This is a genomic window from Alteromonas sp. C1M14 (genome assembly GCF_018860965.1).
Taxonomy (GTDB): Bacteria; Pseudomonadota; Gammaproteobacteria; order Enterobacterales; family Alteromonadaceae; genus Alteromonas.
In genome coordinates this window covers 630,182-654,391 of sequence record NZ_JAHKQF010000008.1, presented here as the reverse complement: position 1 = coordinate 654,391, position 24,210 = coordinate 630,182, and the positions used below count along the sequence as shown (strand labels likewise).

The 24,210-nt window shown below is 44.7% G+C and carries 22 protein-coding genes; 10 read left to right on the top strand and 12 right to left on the bottom strand.

Translation table 11 applies throughout. The annotated features are described in order from the left end of the window. Window positions 1–4: 4 nt before the first annotated feature. A complete protein-coding gene (locus tag KO501_RS07595) occupies window positions 5–868 on the bottom strand; it encodes an OmpA family protein (protein WP_216029029.1) in 864 nt (287 codons plus the stop codon). A gap of 266 nt (window positions 869–1,134) precedes the next feature. Between KO501_RS07595 and rnt the strand changes: the two genes are divergently transcribed. Further along, window positions 1,135–1,767: a ribonuclease T gene (rnt, locus tag KO501_RS07590; RefSeq protein ID WP_216029028.1), complete on the top strand. Its 633-nt coding sequence runs from the start codon at window positions 1,135–1,137 to the stop codon at window positions 1,765–1,767. A 46-nt stretch (window positions 1,768–1,813) separates the two neighbouring features. Here the strand turns inward: rnt and KO501_RS07585 are convergent, their stop codons facing one another. Further along, a complete protein-coding gene (locus tag KO501_RS07585) occupies window positions 1,814–2,419 on the bottom strand; it encodes a peroxiredoxin C (RefSeq protein WP_216029027.1) in 606 nt (201 codons plus the stop codon). Window positions 2,420–2,633: 214 nt separating this feature from the next. Here KO501_RS07585 and KO501_RS07580 point away from each other — a divergent pair, with 214 nt between their 5' ends. After that, window positions 2,634–2,828, top strand: a complete 195-nt coding sequence (locus tag KO501_RS07580) for a (2Fe-2S)-binding protein (protein ID WP_216029026.1) — start codon at window positions 2,634–2,636, stop codon at window positions 2,826–2,828. A gap of 150 nt (window positions 2,829–2,978) precedes the next feature. Here KO501_RS07580 and KO501_RS07575 read toward each other — a convergent pair whose 3' ends face one another. Then, the gene (locus KO501_RS07575; protein ID WP_216029025.1) at window positions 2,979–3,326 is read right to left on the bottom strand and encodes a Grx4 family monothiol glutaredoxin; all 348 of its coding nucleotides are present in this window, start codon (window positions 3,324–3,326) and stop codon (window positions 2,979–2,981) included. Window positions 3,327–3,705: 379 nt separating this feature from the next. On the opposite strand from KO501_RS07575, the gene sodB reads away from it, so the two are divergent. The 4 genes from sodB (at window position 3,706) to KO501_RS07555 (ending at window position 9,303) form a co-directional block, all read left to right on the top strand. Continuing rightward, entirely contained in the window at window positions 3,706–4,290 is a 585-nt protein-coding gene (gene sodB, locus KO501_RS07570) for a superoxide dismutase [Fe] (protein WP_216029024.1), read from the top strand. Between the two features lie 224 nt (window positions 4,291–4,514). Continuing rightward, window positions 4,515–6,437, top strand: a complete 1,923-nt coding sequence (locus KO501_RS07565; RefSeq protein ID WP_216029023.1) for a PrkA family serine protein kinase — start codon at window positions 4,515–4,517, stop codon at window positions 6,435–6,437. 53 nt (window positions 6,438–6,490) lie between these two features. Beyond that, window positions 6,491–7,783: a YeaH/YhbH family protein gene (locus KO501_RS07560; protein ID WP_216029022.1), complete on the top strand. Its 1,293-nt coding sequence runs from the start codon at window positions 6,491–6,493 to the stop codon at window positions 7,781–7,783. Next, window positions 7,780–9,303: a SpoVR family protein gene (locus KO501_RS07555; protein ID WP_216029021.1), complete on the top strand. Its 1,524-nt coding sequence runs from the start codon at window positions 7,780–7,782 to the stop codon at window positions 9,301–9,303. The genes KO501_RS07560 and KO501_RS07555 overlap by 4 nt, the downstream gene beginning before the upstream one ends. Before the next feature lie 20 nt (window positions 9,304–9,323). Here KO501_RS07555 and KO501_RS07550 read toward each other — a convergent pair whose 3' ends face one another. The 3 genes from KO501_RS07550 to prmB are packed head-to-tail and all read right to left on the bottom strand — an operon-like array spanning window position 9,324 to window position 12,577. Then, on the bottom strand, window positions 9,324–10,493 hold the full coding sequence (locus KO501_RS07550) for an MFS transporter (protein ID WP_216029020.1): 1,170 nt from the start codon (window positions 10,491–10,493) through the stop codon (window positions 9,324–9,326). Window positions 10,494–10,532: 39 nt separating this feature from the next. Further along, window positions 10,533–11,633 (bottom strand): chorismate synthase, encoded by a 1,101-nt coding sequence (gene aroC / locus KO501_RS07545; RefSeq protein ID WP_216029019.1) that lies wholly within the window; start codon window positions 11,631–11,633, stop codon window positions 10,533–10,535. A gap of 5 nt (window positions 11,634–11,638) precedes the next feature. Beyond that, complete coding sequence (gene prmB / locus KO501_RS07540; RefSeq protein WP_216029018.1) at window positions 11,639–12,577, bottom strand: 50S ribosomal protein L3 N(5)-glutamine methyltransferase; 939 nt, start codon at window positions 12,575–12,577, stop codon at window positions 11,639–11,641. 118 nt (window positions 12,578–12,695) lie between these two features. Here prmB and smrB point away from each other — a divergent pair, with 118 nt between their 5' ends. Beyond that, window positions 12,696–13,256, top strand: coding sequence for an endonuclease SmrB (smrB, locus tag KO501_RS07535; RefSeq protein WP_252728193.1), 561 nt, complete (start codon window positions 12,696–12,698; stop codon window positions 13,254–13,256). On the opposite strand, the gene KO501_RS07530 is transcribed toward smrB, so the two are convergent. From KO501_RS07530 to KO501_RS07515, 4 genes are all read right to left on the bottom strand, one after another. Beyond that, the gene (locus KO501_RS07530; protein ID WP_216029016.1) at window positions 13,253–13,375 is read right to left on the bottom strand and encodes a DUF3149 domain-containing protein; all 123 of its coding nucleotides are present in this window, start codon (window positions 13,373–13,375) and stop codon (window positions 13,253–13,255) included. The genes smrB and KO501_RS07530 overlap by 4 nt on opposite strands. A gap of 307 nt (window positions 13,376–13,682) precedes the next feature. Continuing rightward, window positions 13,683–14,321, bottom strand: coding sequence for a hypothetical protein (locus tag KO501_RS07525; protein ID WP_216029015.1), 639 nt, complete (start codon window positions 14,319–14,321; stop codon window positions 13,683–13,685). A 99-nt stretch (window positions 14,322–14,420) separates the two neighbouring features. Further along, window positions 14,421–15,977 carry a glutamate--cysteine ligase gene (gene gshA, locus KO501_RS07520; protein WP_216029066.1) on the bottom strand — a complete coding sequence of 519 codons (1,557 nt, stop codon included), beginning with the start codon at window positions 15,975–15,977 and terminating at the stop codon, window positions 14,421–14,423. Between the two features lie 116 nt (window positions 15,978–16,093). Then, window positions 16,094–18,931, bottom strand: coding sequence for a pitrilysin family protein (locus KO501_RS07515; protein WP_216029014.1), 2,838 nt, complete (start codon window positions 18,929–18,931; stop codon window positions 16,094–16,096). A 216-nt stretch (window positions 18,932–19,147) separates the two neighbouring features. Here KO501_RS07515 and KO501_RS07510 point away from each other — a divergent pair, with 216 nt between their 5' ends. Genes KO501_RS07510 through KO501_RS07500 form a run of 3 tightly spaced genes read left to right on the top strand, consistent with a single transcriptional unit; the run spans window position 19,148 to window position 21,370 of the window. After that, the gene (locus KO501_RS07510) at window positions 19,148–19,741 is read left to right on the top strand and encodes an Hpt domain-containing protein (protein WP_216029013.1); all 594 of its coding nucleotides are present in this window, start codon (window positions 19,148–19,150) and stop codon (window positions 19,739–19,741) included. Continuing rightward, entirely contained in the window at window positions 19,734–20,462 is a 729-nt protein-coding gene (locus KO501_RS07505) for a TIGR01621 family pseudouridine synthase (protein WP_216029012.1), read from the top strand. Before KO501_RS07510 ends, KO501_RS07505 begins: the two co-directional genes overlap by 8 nt. Then, window positions 20,459–21,370 (top strand): 2-dehydropantoate 2-reductase, encoded by a 912-nt coding sequence (locus KO501_RS07500; protein WP_216029011.1) that lies wholly within the window; start codon window positions 20,459–20,461, stop codon window positions 21,368–21,370. Before KO501_RS07505 ends, KO501_RS07500 begins: the two co-directional genes overlap by 4 nt. Here the strand turns inward: KO501_RS07500 and lysS are convergent, their stop codons facing one another. After that, a complete protein-coding gene (gene lysS, locus KO501_RS07495; RefSeq protein WP_216029010.1) occupies window positions 21,371–22,921 on the bottom strand; it encodes a lysine--tRNA ligase in 1,551 nt (516 codons plus the stop codon). It lies immediately after the preceding gene. A 24-nt stretch (window positions 22,922–22,945) separates the two neighbouring features. Then, a protein-coding gene (gene prfB / locus KO501_RS07490) for a peptide chain release factor 2 (RefSeq protein ID WP_216029009.1) occupies window positions 22,946–24,044 on the bottom strand; the annotation gives its coding sequence in 2 pieces (ribosomal slippage) (window positions 22,946–23,968 and window positions 23,970–24,044; 1,098 coding nt in all). Between the last annotated feature and the right edge of the window lie 166 nt (window positions 24,045–24,210).

The window sequence follows — 24,210 nt, the reverse complement described above, 5'->3', positions numbered from 1 at the left end:
GCTATTAGCTTTTCGACAAACGCACCACGACTCGGCGGTTTAACGCCCGGGTATCACTGTTAATATTGGGTGAAATATGACGTTTCTCACCATGACCGCTCACTTCAATACGTGAACCATCAACGCCCATAGCAGTGAAATAGGTTTTAACCTGATCGGCGCGACGTAATGACAGTTGCTCGTTATTCCAGCGCCCCCCATAACTATCGGTATAACCGTCAAGCAATACCAATTCTAAGTCGGTATCTTCTTTTAGATACTCGCCAATCATGGCTAAACGCTTCTCTGCGTACTTGGTCAAATCGGTACTGTTTTTCTTGTAAGACAACACGGTATAAGCAATATCGTCAAAGCTATAAGGGAGAAGTTGAGAGACACAATTAACAAACTGACGGTATACAGGCAAAAAATTGCTCGCGTTTAGCGCCACCGCCACCTTGTCGTATTGATTGTACCAATCTTGATAGTAAATGGTGGGCCAGTACCCTTTTTCCAATTCGCTAAGCATTGTCCAAGCGGCTTTTTCTGGCAGATCACCGTTATATTGGGTACGCAAGGTCATATCAGCAATGGGCTTAGGTATGGCACCAGGCATCCAAGAAGGGGGCACGGAATACACCGCCGCTACATCGAATGATTTTGGCAGTAGGTGCATATCGAGCTCAAATTCCATATTCAGCTGCTTCGATGCCTGACTTACAAACATGGCGTTACCGTAGCCAGGCACGGGATGGGATAATGTACACTGTAATCGGCTTTCATTTGCTAATTGCCAATTTGACGTCTCCACTGACGCCGCATACTGTCTCATTGCAGACTGGCTGGTTGCTGAAACCAGCAATAAACATAATATTGCCTGTCGAAACATAGTTTGCCCTGAAGGTAATTTGATAACGTGAACTTTCTTATTATCGCCCGTATAAAAAAAAAGTTTAGCACATTGTGCCCTAGTTTTTACTCTGTCATGGGCCGACACAAAACGACAAAGGTAGATACCAATCTCGTATCCTGCGATAATTTCCTACTTTTGCGCATTCAAGATCCTTAAGGTGTTACCCAACTAGGGTCATACTCTCTTCGAAAAGGTATCATCGTTGAATGCTTGGATTGATTATTTAAGGCAAACTACTTTCTATGTCTGACAGTTCTGACACTTTAAAAGACCGTTTCAGAGGCTACTTTCCTGTGGTAATTGATGTTGAAACCGCAGGGTTTAATGCGCATAACGACGCATTACTGGAAATTGCAGCGGTGACACTTCAAATGGATGACCAGGGATTGCTTCATCCCCACCACACCGTTCATCACCATGTGGTCCCGTTTGAAGGAGCAAACTTGGAACCGGCCGCATTAGAATTTAACGGCATTGATCCCCACTGCCCCCTGCGCGGCGCTCTCGAAGAGTCAGAGGTCATGAAAGACCTGTGTAAAAATATTCGTAAATACCAGAAAGAAGCGCAATGTCAGCGATCGGTGATCGTGGCCCACAACGCGGCGTTTGATCAGGGGTTTGTCAATGCGGCAATAGAACGTAGTAAAATAAAGCGCACCCCCTTTCACCCTTTTGTGTCTTTTGATACCACTACCTTAGCTGGGCTTGCTGTAGGACAAACCGTGCTGGTTAAGGCCTGCCGCGAGGCGGGGATCCCTTTTGACCAAAATGAAGCCCATAGCGCGCTGTATGATGCCCAGCGTACTGCAGAACTGTTTTGCTTTATTGCTAATCGCTACCGAGAGCTAGGTGGGTGGCCATTAACTAAGTCTTGAGTTGTTGTGGGTGTGTTTACACACCCACAGCACCACGGTTATTTGTTTACAAATTGTCAGCTTGTTCTGACAAATATTTGGCCACACCCTCGGGTGACGCATCCATGCCTGCTTTACCTTCACTCCAGCCCGCAGGGCATACTTCACCGTGGGTTTCGTGAAAACTTAAGGCATCCACCATACGCAACATTTCATCAATATTCCGACCTAAGGGAAGATCATTAACAACTTGATGGCGCACGATGCCATTTTCGTCAATTAAAAACGAACCACGAAAGGCGACGCCTGCTTCAGGATGCTCTACATCATACCCTTGGCAAATTTCATGCTTAACATCGGCCACCAGTGGATATTTCACCGGCCCTATGCCCCCTTCGTTCACTGGCGTATTGCGCCAAGCATTGTGGGAGAACTGAGAATCGATAGACACGCCAATGACTTCCACATTACGGGTTTTAAAATCCTCATAACGTTTATCAAATGCAATCAACTCTGACGGACAAACAAAGGTAAAATCTAAAGGATAAAAAAACACCACGGCTTTTTTACCTTTAATTGCTTCACTTAAAGTAAAAGTATCAACAATCTCTCCACTGCCCAATACAGCGGCAGCAGTAAAATCCGGGGCCGGACGGCCAACAAGTACGCTCATGGTTTATTCCCTCAAGGTGATGGTGTTTATCAAAACTGAATATAAATAGGTTTTTACTTACCGATAATAGGATGTCGCTGTTTATAGCGCCCATTATTTTAAAACACCTTACACCTCATCTGCACAAATTGGCTAAAAAAACGATCTTTTTACCCTTGCCATTACAATAAATAACAACTATTATCATTCACAGTTGTATTGCAAGGGCAGTCTTATGTACGTATGTATGTGTTATGGAGTCACTGATAAAGCCATTACTCAAGCGGTTGAAGAAGCCGGTGTGGGTAATTTGCGCGAGTTACGCCAGCATTTAAATGTGGGTGCTCAGTGCGGTAAGTGTATTCAGATGGCACAACAAATTATCGATTCAACCATTATTGACGAATCCCTATTTAAAGAAGTCTGCTAAGTTTACCTGCCCTTTTCCCTCGGGCTAGCAATTTTTTCCTCCCCCTTTTTGCCAATACTTTTACCGCTGCTTTTTTCACCGTATTTTATTTCAAAACTAAAAAAACCCGGTAAACCGGGCTTTTAAACTAATAAAAAGTGAAGTTTTGACTTACTCTTCAGTTTTATACTTTTGCGCTGTCTCTTTGATCAGCGGCTGAAGTTCACCTTGCTGGGTCATCTCAATGATGATGTCACATCCGCCAACTAATTCGCCGTCAACCCACAACTGAGGAAAGGTAGGCCAGTTTGCATATTTAGGCAGTTCAGCACGAATATCTGGGTTTTGTAAAATATCAACGTAGGCAAACGGTTCACCACATGACATCAACGCCTGAACAGTTTGCGCAGAAAAACCACAACTTGGCAGCTTAGGCGAACCTTTCATATACAATAAAATAGGGTTCTCAGCAATTTGCTGTTTAATTTTATCAACGGTTGATTCTGTACTATTTTCCATTCAATCCTCTTAGGGGTGAAAGTGATCTGATTTTCTTAATATGGGCTTGAAACATTAAGATTCAAGACCTTTCCCACTACTATAAACTTAGCTATTTATATAATCAGTGTACCATACCCGTCAATGAGGTCAGCCCCGAATTAGGGGAATTAATTATCCCTCCCTATGATCCAAAACTCACTGCCCTTCTTAGAAACACTATCATCGATAAACACGCCGAAAAGAAAATTTCTTTATCATTATTGTCGAAAAATGATAAATCTGTCATTGTGTTATCGAATAAAACCCCTATATCAGCATTGACCGTTGTCACCAATGTGTGTGGAAAACGTCCCACACGTTCCGTGACATTAATTCATTTAAATAATGGAGAATTCACATGGCGTTTGAACTTCCACCACTGCCGTACGAAAAAAATGCACTAGAACCACATATTTCCGCTGAAACTTTGGAATATCACTACGGCAAGCACCACGCCACTTATGTCACTAAGCTAAACGGCTTGGTCGAAGGTACTGATCTTGAAAGCAAAGATTTAGAAGAGATCATCAAGACCTCTGAAGGTGGTGTTTTTAATAATGCCGCTCAAATCTGGAACCATACTTTTTATTGGCATTGCTTAAGCCCAAATGGCGGCGGCGAACCAACTGGCGACCTTGCTGATGCAATTAATGCCAAATGGGGCTCATTTGCCGATTTTCAGGCAGCATTTGACGATAAATCTGTAAATAACTTTGGTTCTAGCTGGACTTGGTTAGTGAAAACTGCAGATGGTTCTTTAGACATCGTTAATACCAGCAACGCTGGAACGCCCATCACAGAAGAAGGTGTTACCCCACTGTTAACTGTGGATCTTTGGGAACATGCTTACTACATTGATTACCGCAATGCCCGTCCTAAGTATCTGGAAAACTTCTGGAAGCTGGTTAACTGGACTTTCGCAAGCGAAAACTTTGCTAAGTAATATTTAGTCATTAAATAATTCAAAGCCCGGCGCCTGCCGGGCTTTTTATTGCATAAATGTTAATGCAAGCGATTGGGTGTAAAGACAATTTTTAATCAAAAAGGTTCATTCTTCAATTAGACCAAATCGCGTTTCTTTATTCCCAAATATCCTGAAAAAATTCTTTTAAAGTCGCCAAACAGGACTAAGCTGTAAATAAGAAAGTCCGTTTTTTGGGGGAATCGATGGGTATTTTCGAGCATTACCAGCAACGCTACGAGGAACGACAGCAAGAAGAATTCACAATTCAGGAATTTCTGGACATCTGCAAAGCAGAGCCCATGGCTTACGCTAATTCAGCCGAACGATTGCTTGCAGCAATTGGCGAGCCGGAAATGATAGACACGTCAAACGATCCAGCACTAAGCCGTATTTTTTCCAACCGCGTGATAGCGCGCTACCCGGCATTTCATGAGTTTTTTGGTATGGAGGAAGCCATCGAGCAGATTGTCTCTTACCTTCGCCACGCCGCTCAAGGGTTAGAGGAAAAGAAACAAATTTTGTATTTGCTCGGTCCTGTGGGGGGCGGAAAATCCTCTTTAGCTGAACGGCTAAAAGAACTGATGCAAAAAATTCCAATTTACATGTTGAAAGGCTCGCCCACCAATGACCATCCTTTCTCGTTATTCGATGTTCAAGAAGATGGTCAGATTCTCGAAAAAGAGTATGGGGTGCCTAAGCGCTACCTGAAAACCATTATGTCCCCTTGGGCCAGAAAACGTCTCCACGAATTTGGTGGCGATATTTCAAAGTTTAAAGTCGTCCGGGTTTATCCCTCTATTCTTGATCAAATTGGGATTGCGAAAACTGAACCTGGGGATGAAAACAACCAAGATATCTCCTCCCTAGTGGGTAAAGTGGATATACGCCGGTTAGAACAATACGCGCAAAATGATCCCGACGCGTACAGTTATTCAGGCTCTTTGTGTAAAGGTAATCAAGGGCTAATGGAATTTGTGGAGATGTTCAAAGCACCAATTAAAGTGCTGCATCCTTTGCTTACCGCCACCCAAGAAGGAAACTATAATCCAACAGAAGGGTTCTCGGCCCTTCCCTTTGATGGGTTAATTTTGGCCCATTCCAATGAATCGGAATGGCAAACCTTTCGCAACAACAAAAATAACGAAGCCTTTTTAGATCGGGTTTACATCGTAAAAGTGCCCTATTGTTTACGGGTTTCAGAAGAAATGCGTATCTACAAAAAGCTTCTCGACACCAGTGAGCTAAATGGCGCTCCCTGCGCCCCTGATACCCTAGAATGCTTAGCCCAATTCACCGTGCTATCTCGCCTTAAAGAGCCTGAAAACTCCAGCATCTATTCGAAAATGCGGGTTTACGATGGAGAAAGCCTTAAAGATACCGATCCCAAGGCCAAATCTTACCAAGAATACCGCGATTACGCCGGTGTAGACGAAGGCATGGAAGGGCTATCAACACGCTTCGCGTTTAAGATCTTATCAAGAGTATTCAATTTTGATCATCAGGAAGTGGCAGCGAACCCCGTGCATTTATTTTATGTGCTGGAACGCCAAATTGAACGAGAGCAATTCCCGCAAGAAACAGCCGATCGCTACCGTGAATATTTAAAAGGCTACCTCATTCCCCGTTATGTGGAGTTTATTGGTAAAGAAATTCAAACGGCCTATTTAGAGTCTTACTCTGAATATGGGCAAAACCTCTTTGATCGTTACGTAACCTACGCCGACTTTTGGATCCAAGACCAAGAATACCGCGACCCTGAAACAGGGCAACTGTTTGACCGAGAGTCCTTAAACGCAGAGCTTGAAAAAACAGAAAAACCCGCAGGTATTAGCAATCCAAAAGATTTCCGTAATGAGATCGTGAACTTTGTGTTACGGGCCAGAGCCAGCAATGGTGGCAAAAACCCTGCATGGACAAGCTACGAGAAACTACGCACGGTTATCGAAAAGAAAATGTTTTCGAACACGGAAGACTTACTGCCTGTGATTTCGTTTAACACAAAAGGATCGTCAGAAGACAAGAAAAAGCATGATGACTTCGTCAATCGTATGGTTGAAAAAGGCTATACACAAAAGCAAGTCAGGCTGTTGTGTGATTGGTACTTACGGGTACGCAAAGCGTCCTAATTGACGACGGGAAGTACAAACACACTGTTGTTGCAACCAAAAAGTAGACATCTATGGCGCATTTTATTGACCGACGATTAAACAGCAAAGGCAAAAGCACCGTAAATCGACAACGCTTTCTCCGTCGTTATAAGCAACAGATAAAGCGAGCCGTGTCCGATGCAGTAGGACAACGTTCTGTTACCGATTTGGAAACCGGTGAAAAAATTAGTATACCGGCAAGGGATATCAAAGAGCCGGTTTTCCATACCGGCTCCGGTGGACAGCGAACCGTTGTCCATCCGGGTAACGATCAATTTACCACCGGTGATAAGATCGATCGCCCGCCCCCTCAGGGAGGCCAAGGACAAGGTCAGGGCGATGCCAGTGACGCAGGGGAAGGAGAAGACGAGTTCGTATTTTCTATCTCAAAGGACGAATACCTCGATTTGCTGTTTGACGATTTGGCGTTGCCGAATCTGAAAAAAAATCAATTTGATAAAGTCATGCAATACGAAACCTATCGCGCCGGTTATCAAACCGATGGGGTACCGAGTAACCTTGATATCGTGCGCTCCCTTAAAGGTTCGGTAGCTCGCCGTATAGCCTTAACCGGCAGCAGTAAACGCCTGTTAAAAGAAAAAGAAGCCGAACTTGCGCTCCTTCAAGCCGACAAGCACGAAAACACCTTGGCCATTTTAGCGCTGGAAAAAGAAATTGAGGCCCTTAAACAAAAAATAGCCCGCGTACCTTTTATCGATACCTTCGATTTGCGGTTTAAGAATTTTGACAAGCGCCCTGTGCCTACCAGCAAAGCGGTGATGTTTTGCTTAATGGATGTATCTGGTTCGATGGATCAGGCAACCAAGGACATGGCGAAACGATTTTACATTCTGCTGTATCTTTTCCTTAGCCGCACATACGAGAACGTTGAGGTGGTTTACATTCGCCATCACACTCAGGCAAAAGAAGTGGATGAACAAGAATTTTTCTACTCCCAAGAAACCGGTGGCACCATTGTTTCAAGCGCTTTGAAATTAATGGATGAAATTGTCAAAGAGCGGTATGTGGATAGTGACTGGAATATCTACGCCGCTCAAGCCTCCGATGGTGATAACTGGGCCGATGACTCTCCCTTGTGTAAAAGCTTATTGATGAAAGACATACTGCCGGTGACGCGCTATTTTGCCTATATAGAAATTACCGAGCGCCAGCATCAGAGTTTATGGCGGGAGTATCAAAACGTGGAAAATTTGTGTGAGAATTTTGTCTGCAAACATATTCAGACTGTGGGCGATATCTATCCTGTATTCCGTGAGTTATTCAGAAAGTCTGAACAAGAAACGGCGCAAGGAGGTGTTTCATGAGTGTACAAACAAAACCGTTTCAAACACCCCTTAGTGATGGTCCTGACTGGACCTTCCCCATGTTGGAAGATTACGAATTACATATCGACCGCATAGCAAAGAACTTCAAGCTCGATACGTATCCTAATCAAATTGAAGTGATTACCGCAGAACAGATGATGGATGCCTATGCCAGTATCGGTATGCCCATAAATTATTCTCACTGGTCCTTTGGTAAAAAGTTTATTCAAACAGAGCAAAATTACCGGCGCGGACAAATGGGACTCGCCTATGAGATCGTGATCAACTCTGATCCATGTATCGCTTATCTTATGGAAGAGAACACCATTACCATGCAAGCGTTGGTAATGGCCCATGCCTGTTACGGCCATAACTCGTTTTTTAAGGGAAATTATCTATTTCAAACTTGGACTGATGCCAGTTCGATAATTGATTACCTGGTTTTTGCCAAAAAGTACATTGCCCAATGTGAACAGCGCTATGGCACAGATGAAGTAGAAAATACCTTAGATTCGTGTCATGCCTTGATGAATTACGGGGTTGATCGCTATAAGCGTCCGCAAAAAATTTCCATGCAAGAAGAACAAGCGCGCCAGGCAGAAAGGGAAAAATACCTGCAATCTCAGGTGAATGAGTTATGGCGTACCTTACCGGATAATCCGTTAGATAATAAACCCAAGCAGCAACGTTTTCCCCCTGAGCCTCAAGAAAATCTACTGTATTTTATTGAAAAAAACGCGCCTCTATTAGAGCCGTGGCAACGGGAACTTGTGCGCATCGTAAGAAAGGTATCCCAGTATTTTTATCCGCAAAAACAAACTCAGGTCATGAACGAGGGCTGGGCGTGCTTTTGGCACTACCATATCTTGAATCAAATGTACGATGAAGGTCTGGTCACTGATCGGTTTATGTTGGAATTTTTGCATAACCATAGCGGCGTGGTTATGCAACCAGAATACAATAAACCCTATTATTCAGGGATTAATCCATACGCCCTTGGCTTTAATATGTTTATGGATATTAAACGTATGTGTCAAAACCCCACGGAGGAGGATAAATATTATCTACCCGATGTAGCCGGTAAAGACTGGCTAGAAACCGTTCATTTTGCCATGCGTAATTTCAAAGATGAAAGCTTTATCAGTCAATTTCTCTCTCCTAAACTGATCCGAGATTTTAAATTTTTCGCCATTGAAGACGATGCCAGCGCCCCTTTTGTCAGCGTAAGCGCGATTCACGACGAACAGGGATATCTTGCTATCAGAGAAAAGTTGTCAGCCCAATACAACCTCAGTAATTTAGAACCTAATATCCAAGTCTATAACGTGGATGTGCGTGGCGATCGTTCACTCACCCTTCGCTACATACCACAAAAAGGGATCCCCCTTGCCAATTCCAAAGAGGAGGTAATGCGCCATTTATTTAGGTTGTGGAAATTTGATGTATCTTTAGAGCAGACCATGGACAATGGTGACACCGAAATTATTGCAAGCTGTAAACGAAATAGCACTGTTGCCTAGTTAAGGTAAAGAAGGCCCTTTTACCCTTGACGGTTCATCGTTTTGTTATCGCAAAATAGAAGGCTGATGGCAGCCAATAAGGCTGCCAATGCAGCAAACATAAAGGTTTCAAACGCTTGCGCCCCTTGCTGCCATAGTTGGCCAGCCACGTAATTCCCCACTGCCCCGCCTAAACCAAACGCCACACTGACATAAACCGCTTGTCCTCGACTTTGAAACTGAGCTGGAAAAAAGTGGGTGATAAAATGCATAGCGGTAACGTGAGCTAAACCAAAGCTTAACGCGTGTATTAATTGACTAAACACCACCACCGCGGTGTATTCGGCCCATTGAGCCAGAGCAAACCACCTGAGAGCCGTGAGCACAAGGCAAGCAAGCAGCAATAAATAGACCCCAAATCGTTGAATCAATCGCCGCGCAATAAGGAAAATACCAATTTCAGCCACTACGCCCACGGCAATAAGCAAACCCGTTACCTGCCCCGAATAATTAAGATCGCGCATGTACAGGGCAAAAAAGCCGTAGTAAGCGCCAAAGCTAACCTGCAGTAAAGACGCTGACAGCAAAAACCACATAAATGTGGGGTTTTTCACCACCCGCCACAAGGAGCCATGTTCGCTTTGTTTGAGAGGTTGTTGCTGTGGTTGCTGAATAAAAAGGGTACTAACAAACAAGCCGATGAGCACCACTAAACTGGCATAGATGGGGGCTTCTGAAGAGTAATGATCCAACGCTTTACCCACCACCACAGTTAGCACGATAAACCCAATGCTCCCCCAAAGACGAACTTGGCCGTAACTGACTTTCGTAGGTTTAACCGTTTGTATGGTGATCACCTCTAACTGAGGTAAAACGGCAGTCCAAAACATCATCATCAGCCCGAATGCCAGTGTTAAACCCCAAAAGCTGTTAAACCAAAACACCGAAGTAAAACAAATGACGGTAAGAAAACAGCCAAGACGTACCACATTGATGGCATTCCCGGATTTATCAGCAATACTTGCCCATAACGAAGGCCCAATAATGCGGGACAAGGTGATCACCGCCCAGAGTTCACCAATATCCGCTGAGCTAAACCCGCGGCCATCTAAAAAAATCCCCAAATAAGGCGTAAGCACGCCTAACTGGCCGAAGTACAACCAGTAGGTTAGCGATAACAAGAGGATATTGGTGCGTGAATGAGCCGTCATAACACGCACAACATAGTGCAGAATTCAAGAAGCAATGGTTTACGCTTTCTTGCCAGGGATCACCGGCGTTTGGGTAGTTACCCCATTGTTTTGGGCCCGATGGCGTAAACAATGATCCATCAACACAATGGCTAACATGGCTTCAGCAATAGGAACGGCTCGAATACCGACACAAGGATCATGGCGCCCTTTGGTGACGATGTCGATTTCATTACCGTCCACATCAATGGTTTTACCTGGTACGGAAATACTGGAAGTGGGTTTTAATGCCATGTGAACTTCGAGATCTTGACCACTGGAAATACCGCCAAGTACGCCGCCAGCATGGTTGCTAGCAAAACCGTCTGGGGTCAGGGTATCTCGGTGTTCGCTCCCTTTTTGCTCTATCACATCAAAGCCATCACCAATCTCAACGCCTTTAACCGCATTAATGCCCATCATGGCCGAAGCAATATCCGCATCAAGACGATCGAAAACTGGCTCTCCTAAGCCCACCGGCACGCCTGTCGCGATCACAGAGACTTTCGCCCCTATGGAATCACCGGACTTTTTAAGTTCCCGCATGTAGGCATCTAGAGCCTCGAGCTTACTGTCATCTGGGCAAAAAAATGGATTGGTGTTTGTTACCGAATGATCAACTGTGTCTACCTTTATTGGCCCTAATTGGGAAAGGTAGCCATGAATTTCAATGCCATATTCCTGCTTGAGAAATTTTTTCGCAATACCACCAGCGGCAACTCGAACCGCGGTTTCTCGGGCAGATGAACGCCCTCCACCGCGGTAATCACGGGTGCCGTACTTTTGGTGGTAGGTATAATCAGCATGACCCGGTCTAAAGCGATCGGAAATATTCGAGTAATCTTTACTACGTTGATCCGTATTTTGTATCAGCAAACCAATACTGGTGCCTGTGGTTTGACCTTCAAAGACCCCAGACAAGATTTGTACTTCATCGCCTTCCCGTCGCGCGGTGGTATAACGGGATGTACCTGGCTTTCGACGATCCAGATCTGTCTGTAAATCCGCCTCTGTAAGCGCTAATCCTGGCGGACAACCATCCACCACACCGCCAATGGCAATACCATGGCTTTCACCAAAGGTTGTGACAGTAAACATTTTTCCGAAGCTATTACCTGCCATCTGAATTACTTTTCCTTTCCATTAAAATAAGAAACCAAGGACGCTTTAGATACGGCGAATATGCCGTGTCCACCATGCTTTAACTCTACCCACTCTACGTTCAGTGAGGGGAAACGGGTTGCCATGTGTACCTGGCTGTTTCCCACCTCCACTAGCAACCAACCGTTTTCTTTCAAATACAACGGCGCTTGTTCGAGCATCTGCTGGACCAAATCTAAACCGTCTTCCCCAGATGCCAAAGCCAACTCAGGCTCATGCTGAAATTCATCTGGCAAATCATCCATGTCCTGTTCATCGACATAGGGGGGATTTGACACAATAAGATCGTATTGCTGCCCTTCCAAACTCGAGAATAAATCCGAATGAATAGGAAAGACCCGATGGCCTAGTTGATATTCTTGGATATTATAATCGGCCACTTCAAGGGCGTCATGTGAAATATCCACCGCATCGACTTGTGCATGTTCAAAGGCATGGGCAAGGGCAATGGCAATACAACCGCCACCAGTGCACATATCAAGAATATGGGCAGGTTCATCGGTCACATAGTGGGCAAAACGATTTTTAATTAATTCGGCAAACGGCGAGCGCGGAACGAGCACTCTCTCATCCACGTAAAAGGGCAAATCGCAAAACCAAGCTTCATGGGTGATATAGGGTAATGGCATGCGCGTTTGTACTCGCTTTAACACCAAATCTGCCACTTTCTCTTTTTCTGAGCAGGTCAATTTGGCAGCAAACAAGCCATCACCGGTTTGAGCAAGTAAATCATGGGGCAAATGCAGCCCGTGCATGACTAAGCTCACCGCTTCATCCCAACTGTTATCTGTTCCGTGGCCATAAAATAATTGGGCATCATTAAATCGACTAACAGACCACCTCACCATATCTAAAATACTGTGTAGTTCATTAATGGCTTCATCTAAATATATTTTATCGGTCATCGGGTGTAGTACATTGCCTGAAATAAAGCTGGTATCATACCGAAACTCGGGAAGACTCCCAACACAATTTCGACACGGTGTGATAGACGGCGATGATAGCCCAGCGAGGAGACAGGTTTTGACAAATAACGGGAAACCGGACAATGATGAAGATTTATCGCTATTTCGCGATGCAGTCTCCGGGATCAAGCCGTTAAAGCAAGACACCTATGAGCATGAGCGCCGGGTTAAACCAGTAAAACGTTTACACTCTGCCAGCACCCCAGATCATCGGCAGCGGCGTCTACTTGATGCCAGTTTTGCTTTCTCTGATATGTACCAAGCCAGCTTGCCGACACAAGGTCCTATGCGCTATTGCCGGCCCGACGAGCCAACCCATAGCTTGAAGCGGTTACGCAGGGGAGATTTTTATCCTGAATTGGTGTTAGATTTACACGGCTTGAATCGTGACTCGACTAAGCAAGAGCTTTCTGCATTGCTTTATACTGCACGCAAGGAACTGATTGATTGTGTGGCCATCGTCCACGGAATTGGATCGGGAATATTAAAAAACGCCTTGCCCCACTACCTAATTCAACACCCCCATGTCAAAGCGTTTCATCAGGCACCCCTGGAATATGGGGGGCAAGGCGCGTTACTCGTGTTGGTCGAAACCCTCGACCCACTCAATGCCGGCTAGTCATCACCCGCACTGTTGTGCATGAATAAATAGGTGTAGTACGCCATCATGACAATCATAATGAATATACCTAGCAGTGACCCCCAAACCACGGGATCTTTTAACATCATCATAAACATGTGGTCTCTCCTCATTTCGGTATGAAATAAGTGTGCGCTACTTAACGATGAGATTCCGTGATCTGTATCAATGGCTATTTTTCTCCTAAGGGCGAAAAATGACCTAGATCAACTGTCTTTTATGAAAGATGAGAAATTAATTACAAAACGCTATTGCAAATCATTATCATTTGCAATATATTGATCCTGCCTGTTCGACGTTGGGTGATTAACGGTCTTGGCTTAGCGTCGATTGTAGGCAGGTGTGTGGTGCGCCTGCCTACCTTTCTTTTTACCTTGTACTATTTACGATATCCATCAACACTCATTACGAAAACAACTTCCAAAACCAACTTTTCTGTAAATCTTCTTCACAGGTTTTCAGTTGTGCGGCATAACGTAACGAACGCGCTTTCACTTTACCTGCTACTTTTTTAAGCCATGGCTTTTTATCGTACGAGCGACGCTGATAACCGCCCCACCCTTCATGGTAATTGAGATATTGCGCATACGCGTCCCACTTAGAAACACCGTTTATCTTGTATGATTTTGAAATAAACCAGCCCATAAAATCCATAGCATCATCAAAATCATCTCTATCAGCCCAGCTGTTACCGGTTTCTTTAACATAGTCAGACCAAGTAATGGTTTTAGCCTGAGAATAACCATAAGCTGAACTCACCCGCCCCCATGGAATTAAACCGAAAAACACATAGTCTTTTGGCGGTAAAGCATCGTGCCGAAATGAGCTCTCCTGATACATAATGGCCATGGGCACATGAATAGGTACCCCCCATTTATCACGAGTGTCTGCGGCGGCATCGTACCAATCATCTTTCTCGTAGAATATTTCGCAAATATTGCTGGTGTCTTGTGGCGGCGAAGTAGCACAACCACTAAGCAAAAGTAGGGGAAGAAAATAAATAGCTGAGCGGAAAAAATGTAAATTCCAAATGAACTTTTTCACAGAATGATGTCCAAATAAGTGTTCTAGCAAAATGTGTGTGTTTCCCTGGAACAATATTTATGCCTGGCAGTTTTGCCAGGCATTTTTTTTGTCTGTTTATCAGTCATCTTTCGTTGCTAACGGGGCAGAAAAATAATCTTCGATGAAGTCTGTAAATGGCGCTTGGGTTTCAGACTCAATTTCCTCTTGCATGGCCAAAGAGGTTTTCGCCATGTTTTCAAATCCCTCTTGTGAATAAAAGCGATAGTCATAATTGGCAATATCTTGGGCATACTGATGTGCTAATTTAAGACCAAAGGTACTGTTATCCATATTTTCTTTGAGTAATTGCGACAGTATTTTGCCCGACGGTGTCAACGCCGGTTGTAAGACTTTCTCCCATTGCATTTCCACGGCCTGAGAATAATCTTGGTTACCGTTAGCTTCATCTAGCAACTCAGCGGTCTGTCTGAAAACATCGAACAATGAAGCCGACCAAGCGCTAAATAAAGTACTTTCGCCATGATTAGACAGGGTTAAGGCAGGGTCACGGCCTTCCAATACCACCTTGTCCATATTCTCTCGTGCTTCTTGAAGCTCTTCGGCGGTCATTTCAGGGCTATCCATCAGCAAGCAAGACACCATAAAGACATCCAAGAAGTCCATTTGTGCCTTATCGATACCCACAGGTGAGAATGGATTGACATCCAATACCCGAACTTCGACGTAGCTCACACCTCGTTTCACCAATGCATCTGTGGGCTTTTCCATAGATTCAGTGGGCTGCTTAGGTCGAATGGGTGAATACAGTTCATTTTCAATTTGCAAAATATTTTTCGACAGCTGTTGAAAATGGCCGCCCTCTCCTGCAGCAAAATGTTTAAAACTGGTTGAAGGGGTGTACATAGCACTGCGCAATTTATCCACATAGGTGGTTAAATGGTTATAGCAAATTTGTAATGCTGACTGCTCTGAGTTTGTATAGCCTAAATCACTCATACGCAAAGAGGTCGCATAGGGAAGATAAACCGAACCTTTACCTACTTTTTCAAAGGGCAAATGGGTTGATTTCCCCGCAATAAAAGACCCACATAAGGCTGGCGAAGCACCATATAAATAGGGTAACAGCCAACAAAGCCGGCGATAATTACGAATCAGTGAAAAGTAATCTGCGGAAATCTGATCCTGAGTACACGCCTCCCCGTTCATGGCTGCCCATTGCTGCCAAAATGAATCTGGCAATGAGAAATTAAAATGCACCCCGGCAATGGCCTGCATCATACTGCCATAACGATTTTTTAGTCCTAAACGATAAACCCGTTTCATTTTACCCACGTTAGACTCGCCAAAATAGGCTAACGGAATATGGGCCTCATCGTCGATAAAACACGGCATACTCATGGGCCATAGTATTTCATCGTCCATATTCTCAAGAGCAAACTTATGAATATCTTTTAATTGGGCTTCTGTCACTTCACTGTTTGCCATCGGTGGAGTAATAAACTCTAACAAGGATTCAGAAAAATCCGTGGTGATGCACTCATGAGTTAGCGCAGCGCCTAACTTTACGGGGTGAGGCGTACTGGCCAAAGTGCCGGAAGGCTTGATACGTAACCCTTCTCGTTCTACACCATGTTTGATATCCCGCAGTGCACTTAAACACTCTGCATTTTTCATCGCCTCTAGGCGACGCGTAAAATTAAGCTTTGATGAGGTCAACGTATTTATCCATACTGGTAACGGGGGCCCGTTATTTTTGGGGCTTCCCCGTAAAATTCAATAGCAATCTACAATCATTTATTTTCAGAAAACGACAACGGCACGATGGGGTAGCCAAGTTCTGCCAGCGGTGCTTCCAAGCTGGCCTTATCACCCACTACGATTATTTGCATGTCATCTACATTTAGCTGCTCTTTGGCCACGCTGTTTAGAGTCTCAAGACTAACTTGATTAATCAAATCAGTTTGAATTTCTCTGTAATTATCTGGTAAATCATACGCCTGCATTTGTCGAAGAAATGCCACCTTACTACTTGGTGTTTCATACTCAAGGGCGTCACTAAGGGTAAAGGCATTGCGCATAAAGGCCAGTTCTTGTGCCGTCATTCCGCCTGCCTGAAACCGCTTTATTTCACTAATAAATTCTTTAATCGCGTCTACGGTACTCACGGCGTTAACGTCTGCCTGAGCATCGAACCAACCTAAGGTTTTGCCACCAATAAACGAAGTGGAAGCGCCGTAGGTATAGCCTTTATCTTCCCGTAGATTCAGATTTACTCGACTGTTAAACCCACCGCCAAGAGGGAAATTCATCAACCTAGTAAGAAAATAATCCCCGGTGGCGTCAAATGGCAACGCCCGTTTAACGATATGCACTGCAGATTGTACCGCACCAGGATTATCCACTAAGAAAATTTGGGTTCCACTGTATTGCGGAAACTCACCTTGGTTGGCAATGGTGTAAGGTTTTACTTGCCAATTTTTTAAAAACCCTAGTGCTGATACGATATCGGCTTGTTTTAGATTACTTACCGCAACCACACTGGTATTAAACGGTGAGTAATAACTGTTATAAAACCGCTTGATATCATCAAGGGTAATATTATTGACGGTTTCTAACGTTCCGCCATTAGGCAAACTAACCCGGTTACTGTCACCAAATAAAACGTAATCTTTTGCCCGATCTGCCAAATAGCCTGGGTTCCGCATACTCTGTTGCATACCTTGCATCATACGGCTCTTCAAACGGGTAAAATCCGCTTCTGAAAATGCGGGGTGAAACAGTTTTTCTTCTAGCAATGCCAGCGTTTTATCGAGATTTTTTGTTAATGATGACAAGTAAATCTGGGTAAACCTTCCTGACGCGCTAAATTGAATACGACTGCCTAATTTCGCCAATTCATTAGACAGGGATTCGTTTGCATAATGGGTGGTAGATTCATTCATCATGGCGGCAGTAAAACTTGCCAAGCCGGCTTTTTCTACTGGGTCGAGTAACATCCCGCCTTCCAGATTGATAGTTAATGTTACCGTTGGCGTTTCATCACTGGTAACACCTAGCATATCGATATTATCAGTCAGCTGGGTTTCCCAAAACGCAGGGACACGAACCACCGGTGCCGGACCGGCTTTAGGCACAACCGAGCGATCAAAATCATCATGAATAACTGGCTGAGTAACCGTGGTATTCACTAGCGTGACATCACCAATATCCCGCTCACCAAGCGCAAAGGTTTGTTCGTGGGCTGCCACTTCCGGATGCCCTTGAGGAACAACCGAAACGGTAACACTATGCTTACCTTTGATGTATTGTCGATAAACACGCATCACATCGTCTGCGGTGACGTTGCTATACCGGTGCAAATCGGCAGCAACTAAATCCGGCTCGCCATAAAAGGTTTCATTACTGGCCAATGAACTGACCTTGCCGGCAACACTTTGCAAACCAAATATGGTGGATGCTTCAATGCCCGCTTTGGTCCGTGCAAGATCATCATCTTCAACACCACGTTCTTCAAATTCAGCCAAGGTGTTGTTCACCAGATCATTTAACGCCGCTAAAGTAGGCATACGCTGAGGATTTGCCAACGCCAATAGTTGAAATTCACAGGCGAGCTCTTTACACGGATGGGCAACATTCGCTTGTACTGCATACCCTTCTTTAACCAAGTTTTTGTAGAACAAGGACGTTTTACCACCGCCGAGTATATCGGCCAGCACGTCTAGCGGTGCTTCGTCTGGGTGGCGAGCGTAAACAGTGGGAAAGGTCACTTGTAATAGTGGTAAATGGACTTTGTCTTCCAAGGTCACATAGCGGTCTTCAGATAGCACCACCGGTTGGGGCTTAGGCTCTTCGACTTCAGGGCCTCTGGGAATCGTACCAAAATACTTTTCTATCCATTGTCGCGTTTGCTTAACATCAATATCTCCGCCAATGGTTAACACCGCATTATTAGGTCCATACCAGCGCTTAAAAAAGGCTTTGAGATCGTTAACATTCACCCGGTCTAAATCTTCCATATAACCGATGGTAGACCAAGAATAAGGATGTCCGGTGGGATAGAGAGCCTCACCGTTTTTTTCTGAGCGCAGGCCGTAGGGTTTGTTGTCCACCCGTTGCCCCCGTTCGTTTTTCACAGTTTCACGCTGGTTTTCAAACTTGGTTTGATTTACCGCGGGTAAAAGAAAGCCCATACGATCCGCTTCTAGCCATAGCATTTTTTCTAGCTGATTAGCCGGAACAGTTTCAAAATAATTTGTTCTATCTGTAGTGGTACTGCCGTTTAAGGTGCCCCCAGCTTCAGTGATTATCTTGAAGTGTTCTTCATCCGCTACGTGCTCAGAGCCTTGGAACATCATATGCTCAAAAAAGTGAGCAAAGCCACTTTTCCCCAATTCTTCTCTAGCACTGCCCACATGATACGTGACATCAACATGAACCAATGGATCGGAATGATCTTCATGCAAGATCACGGTCAGGCCGTTATCTAATGTATATTTAGTATGGGGAATGTGAATATCTGACGAATTGCTAGCCGGAGATCTATGTTCAGGCGCTTTCGCCTGACAGCCCAATAACAACGTAACAATGCTAGCGCAAAGAACCACTTTTATGGGTAAAGATAATGCCATCAGGCTTCCTTCTTTAAACATTTTATAAATGCATTTTCAATAAAATCAATGGTGCGTCCTTTTAGGACAGCGAAAAAGGTAATAATGCTTCTGAAAACAAATGTAAGGGTGCAGCCTACCAGAAAATGCATTATAAAACCTATACCAAGTTATGTCGTTTGTATCAATTTATTACACAATGAAATACACTGTGATAAACACGTTTTCGGAGTAATTATGGATTCTGCCGCAAAGATCATTGACCTTGAGTTTGGCTTGTCCCAGTTAAGTGGGAATAAAACGCTGTTTTTACGTCTATTGCAAAAATTTGCCGACGAATATCAGGACTCGGAAGATAAACTCAATACCATGCTGCGAAACGAACAATGGCAAGAAGCAAAAATTCACCTTCATACGATAAAAGGTGTGGCGGGTAATTTGGGGATCTCGCGATTACATCAAGCCTGTAAACAAACAGAAGATGAATTGAAAGCCAATCCGGGGACCCCTTCATCTTTTTCGGCATTCTGCTTTACCTTGTCGACCACACTTTCATATATCGATGAACTCCATCAGACCCCCTCTTTAATTGACGCGCCACCACAACGCTCACCACAAGCAACGGCGACATCACCTTTGCCCACGAACGAAAGCAGTCTTTTAGCCCCAGAAGCTTTTATTCAGGCCTTAGAACAGAGTGAATTTATCGCTCAAGATCAATTAGATGAATGGCTAACCGAAACCACCTCGGATCCTGCTCTACAACAATCGGTAAGAGATGCCATCGACGAGCTTGATTACGACACAGCCTTAACCTTAGTTCGTGGCTAGTCCCTTTTCATCCGCCGATATTGTATTTACTCATCCGGATTTTTACATTGTTAATAAACCGGTTGGCACACCTATGCATGATGGTGAAAACGGCATTATTACCGTATTGGCAGCACTTACTGGCGAATCCCGTCTGTATTTATGTCATCGCTTAGATACCGTCACTTCCGGTTGCCTCCTAATTGGGAGGAACCCAACGGCAGCAGCACAGCTTAGCCAGTTATTTAGCCAAAGACAGATCCAAAAATTTTATCTTGCGGTGCTATCGACTAAGCCATCGAAAAAGCAAGGTACCCTGGTGGGCGATATGAAAAACCGCCGTAGGGGTCAGCATGTATTGCTAAAAACCCGACATAACCCCGCCGTAACACAATTTTTCAGTTATCACCTTCCTCAGGTAGGCCGGGTTGCCCTCGTCAAGCCCCTTACTGGCAAGACCCATCAAATTCGAGTGGCAATGAAAAGTTTAGGGGCGCCTATCGCGGGCGATACACTGTACGGCGGCGCCGCCCCTCAGGATAGGGTAAGCTTGCATGCTTATGGGTTAGTCTTTATTTATCAAAATCAAACCTTTCGTATTTGTTGCCCGCCTAACGAAGGCCACCATTTTACAGCGGACGTGCTTACCCAGTGGCTGCCTAAAATTGAGGATATTGAAAGGATGAAGTGGCCCAAATTTACCTTACCGACAATAAAGAAACCTTCTGATACTGAGCTATGATGACTTCTCATATCGCTATAGTGGGCGACGGTGCAATCGGCTCGCTTCTCGCCGCCGGAGCCCAGCGGAATCAATCTCCTTACTCGGTGCTGTTGCGTCGCCAACGGCCTGCGGTAACGAATGTTGTCCATATGGATGGTACCTCCACAACCTTACATAACCGTGAACCTGTCGCCCTATCCTCAAGGGATTTACTGATCGTGCCGGTGAAATACTACCAATTAGCCTCGGCCATTGAGCAATGGCGGCATTTATTGTGCCCTGACACACCGGTTGTGTTGTTACAAAATGGCATGGGCGGCCATGAGGTGCTGACGTCGTTATTGCCCGATAACCCCTTATATCTGGCCACCACCAGCCATGGTGCGCTTAAGGTTTCGGCCCAAGAGGTTAAGCATACCGGCATGGGAGAAACAAAATTGGGCGTCATAGCCCCCGTCCACGGCACATCCAACGAGCAAGCGTTGTTAAACAACCGGGTGACGGCACAAATTAATGCCTGTTTGCCGCCGGTTTTATGGCAACAAAATATTCAGGCAGCCTTGTGGGAAAAACTGGCCATAAACCTGGTTATCAACCCCCTTACCGCGATTGACGATGTAACCAATGGGGCATTAAAACACCCTCACTATCAACGTCAAATACACAATATTTGTAGCGAGACTGCCATGGTTATGACTGCCTGTGGTTTTCCAACCGACACCCAAAGCCTAGTGGCAAGGGTGAGAAAGGTGATTGCGCAAACCGCCAACAATTATTCCAGTATGCATCAAGACATTCATCATGGGCGACAAAGCGAAATAGAAGGGATCAGTGGTTTTTTAGTGAGACAGGCAAAAAAAACCGGTATTGATGTTCCCATCAATACCGGTTTATATCAAAAAATAAGGGCGCTTTCCCTTAAGTAATTAATCGTGACTTTCTGCGCCTTGTGGCTTCATATGAGGGAACAAGATCACGTCTTTAATGGTTGGACTGTCAGTAAACAACATAGTCAGACGGTCGATACCAATTCCCTGCCCTGCTGTGGGAGGCAGGCCATATTCTAATGCACGAATATAATCATCATCAAAGTGCATGGCTTCATCATCACCGGCGTCTTTTTCTTCAACCTGTTTGCGGAAGCGCTCTGCTTGATCTTCAGGATCGTTCAGCTCGCTAAATCCATTGGCAATTTCTCTGCCACCCACGAAGAATTCAAAGCGGTCGGTAATAAATGGGTTATCATCATTACGACGGGCCAGGGGTGATACTTCCCATGGGTAAGCGGTGATAAAGGTGGGTTGAATGAGTTTTTCTTCTGCCGTTGCTTCAAAAATCTCACACAGGTATTTACCTGCTCCCCAAATGCCATCCACTTCAGGCTCTTTGATATGCAGTTGTTTTGCCATGGCCTTCATCTCGTCCAAATTGGCTTCTGGATCGCGAATAGCGGCTTCATTTGCCTCAGGCCAGTATTTCAATATGGCATCACCCATACTCAAACGTTCAAACGGCTTAGCAAAATCGTAATGGGTTTCACTGATCACATTGCCGTCACTATCACGCTCTGTATTTACCAACTCACTAGAACCTAAAATATCCTTTGTCAGCTTGCGTAACATATCTTCGGTTAAGTTCATCAGATCATTGTAATCTGCATAGGCTTGATAGAATTCCAACATAGTGAATTCTGGATTATGACGCGTAGACAAACCTTCATTGCGGAAATTACGGTTAATTTCAAATACGCGCTCAAAACCACCCACAACCAGACGCTTCAGGTAGAGCTCGGGTGCAATTCGCAGGTACATATCGATATCCATGGCATTGTGGTGTGTCACAAACGGTTTTGCTGTGGCACCACCAGGAATAACCTGCAACATGGGGGTTTCTACTTCAATGTAATCTTTATTGGTAAGGTACTGACGAATACCATTAATAATTGCACTACGAATTTTAAAGGTTTCACGGGTTTTTTCGCTGGTGATCAAGTCAACATAACGCTGGCGATATTTGGTTTCTTGATCGCTTAAGCCATGAAATTTCTCTGGTAATGGACGCAGTGCTTTTGTCAACAATTGCCAACTTTCCATGTTGACATACAAATCGCCCTTGCCAGATTTATGCAACGCACCCGCCACACCAATAATATCGCCAATATCTAAAGAGCCGAATTTTGCTTTAATTTCTTTTTGCGTGGCTTTATCAGCATAGGCCTGAATGCGCCCTGTCATATCCTGAAGTAATATAAAGGGTCCACGCTTTGCCATTATGCGGCCTGCAACAGAAACCTTGTTACCCTGGCTTTCCAGTGTTTCTTTATCTAATTCACCGAATTTCTTTTGTAACTCTTCAGCATAATTTTCACGACGGAAATTATTAGGAAAGCCATTTGCACGGCATTGTTCCCGAATCGCACTCAGTTTCGCGCGGCGTTCGGCAATAAGTTTATTTTCATCAAGTTGTTGGTCGGTCATAACCTATTCACTTTAGTGGGTAATTTACAAGCCAGATTTCAAGCTAGCCTGAATGAATTTATCTAAATCGCCGTCAAGAACGGCCTGGGTATTACGGGTTTCCACCCCTGTGCGCAAATCTTTAATGCGGGAGTCGTCTAATACGTAGGAACGAATTTGGCTACCCCAGCCGATATCTGATTTGCTATCTTCCATCGCTTGTTTTTCGGCATTTTGTTTCTGCAACTCATACTCATAGAGTTTGGCTTTTAGTTGCTTCATTGCCTGATCTTTATTTTTATGTTGAGAGCGGTCATTTTGGCACTGCACCACAATGCCCGTGGGTTCGTGGGTAATACGCACCGCCGAATCAGTACGGTTAACGTGCTGACCACCCGCCCCGGATGCTCGGTATGTGTCAATACGCAGATCCGACGGATCGATATCAATCTGAATATCATCGTCAATCTCAGGGTACACAAAAGCCGATGAAAACGATGTATGCCTGCGATTTCCCGAGTCAAAGGGAGATTTACGTACCAAGCGATGTACGCCGGTTTCGGTTCTTAACCAACCAAAGGCATATTCACCCTGAAAGCGAATAGTAGCACTTTTAATGCCGGCCACGTCACCGTCAGAAAGCTCGATGATTTCGGTTTTAAAACCGTGGGCCTCGCCCCAACGCAAATACATCCGCAGCAGCATATTGGCCCAATCTTGGGCTTCTGTGCCGCCAGAGCCGGATTGCAGATCTAAATAGCAATCGCTGCTGTCGTTTGGACCTGAGAACATACGGCGAAATTCAAGACCTTCAAGGTCGGCGATAAGCGCGGCCAGTTCAACCTGGGCTTCGTCAAAGGTTTCTTCGTCTTCGGCTTCAATCGCCAATTCCAATAATCCTTCGACATCTTCTGTGCCCTGATCCAGTTTGTGGATTGTTTCCACTACCTGCTCTAAAGCGACCTTTTCCTTTCCGAGCGCTTGGGCTCGTTCCGGTTCATTCCATACTTCAGAGCTTTCGAGCTCTCGATTAACTTCTTCTAGACGCTCTGACTTTGTATCAAAGTCAAAGATACCCCCTAAGCGCTTGGGCACGCGCACGGATATCTTCAATGGCATTTTTGACTGGGTTTACTTCAAACATTTTTTCGCCACATGTGTTCTGAAAATAAGACCGCGAATAGTAACGAATTTAGGTTTATTTTGATAGCCCGGTTAAGGCAGAAATAAAGGGAAAAAAGGTGTTTAACACCAAAACCCAGCGAGGGTGTATAAAACCCTGTTTCACTTGTTGTCATCAAGGAGCTGAA

What these genes read in the sequence shown, in the direction of transcription:
- KO501_RS07595 (WP_216029029.1), bottom strand. Translation starts at nt 868, where the DNA reads ATGTTTCGACAGGCAATATTATGTTTATTGCTGGTTTCAGCAACCAGC.
- rnt (WP_216029028.1), top strand. Translation starts at nt 1,135, where the DNA reads ATGTCTGACAGTTCTGACACTTTAAAAGACCGTTTCAGAGGCTACTTT.
- KO501_RS07585 (WP_216029027.1), bottom strand. Translation starts at nt 2,419, where the DNA reads ATGAGCGTACTTGTTGGCCGTCCGGCCCCGGATTTTACTGCTGCCGCT.
- KO501_RS07580 (WP_216029026.1), top strand. Translation starts at nt 2,634, where the DNA reads ATGTACGTATGTATGTGTTATGGAGTCACTGATAAAGCCATTACTCAA.
- KO501_RS07575 (WP_216029025.1), bottom strand. Translation starts at nt 3,326, where the DNA reads ATGGAAAATAGTACAGAATCAACCGTTGATAAAATTAAACAGCAAATT.
- sodB (WP_216029024.1), top strand. Translation starts at nt 3,706, where the DNA reads ATGGCGTTTGAACTTCCACCACTGCCGTACGAAAAAAATGCACTAGAA.
- KO501_RS07565 (WP_216029023.1), top strand. Translation starts at nt 4,515, where the DNA reads ATGGGTATTTTCGAGCATTACCAGCAACGCTACGAGGAACGACAGCAA.
- KO501_RS07560 (WP_216029022.1), top strand. Translation starts at nt 6,491, where the DNA reads ATGGCGCATTTTATTGACCGACGATTAAACAGCAAAGGCAAAAGCACC.
- KO501_RS07555 (WP_216029021.1), top strand. Translation starts at nt 7,780, where the DNA reads ATGAGTGTACAAACAAAACCGTTTCAAACACCCCTTAGTGATGGTCCT.
- KO501_RS07550 (WP_216029020.1), bottom strand. Translation starts at nt 10,493, where the DNA reads ATGACGGCTCATTCACGCACCAATATCCTCTTGTTATCGCTAACCTAC.
- aroC (WP_216029019.1), bottom strand. Translation starts at nt 11,633, where the DNA reads ATGGCAGGTAATAGCTTCGGAAAAATGTTTACTGTCACAACCTTTGGT.
- prmB (WP_216029018.1), bottom strand. Translation starts at nt 12,577, where the DNA reads ATGACCGATAAAATATATTTAGATGAAGCCATTAATGAACTACACAGT.
- KO501_RS07530 (WP_216029016.1), bottom strand. Translation starts at nt 13,375, where the DNA reads ATGTTTATGATGATGTTAAAAGATCCCGTGGTTTGGGGGTCACTGCTA.
- gshA (WP_216029066.1), bottom strand. Translation starts at nt 15,977, where the DNA reads ATGAAAAATGCAGAGTGTTTAAGTGCACTGCGGGATATCAAACATGGT.
- KO501_RS07515 (WP_216029014.1), bottom strand. Translation starts at nt 18,931, where the DNA reads ATGGCATTATCTTTACCCATAAAAGTGGTTCTTTGCGCTAGCATTGTT.
- KO501_RS07510 (WP_216029013.1), top strand. Translation starts at nt 19,148, where the DNA reads ATGGATTCTGCCGCAAAGATCATTGACCTTGAGTTTGGCTTGTCCCAG.
- KO501_RS07500 (WP_216029011.1), top strand. Translation starts at nt 20,459, where the DNA reads ATGATGACTTCTCATATCGCTATAGTGGGCGACGGTGCAATCGGCTCG.
- lysS (WP_216029010.1), bottom strand. Translation starts at nt 22,921, where the DNA reads ATGACCGACCAACAACTTGATGAAAATAAACTTATTGCCGAACGCCGC.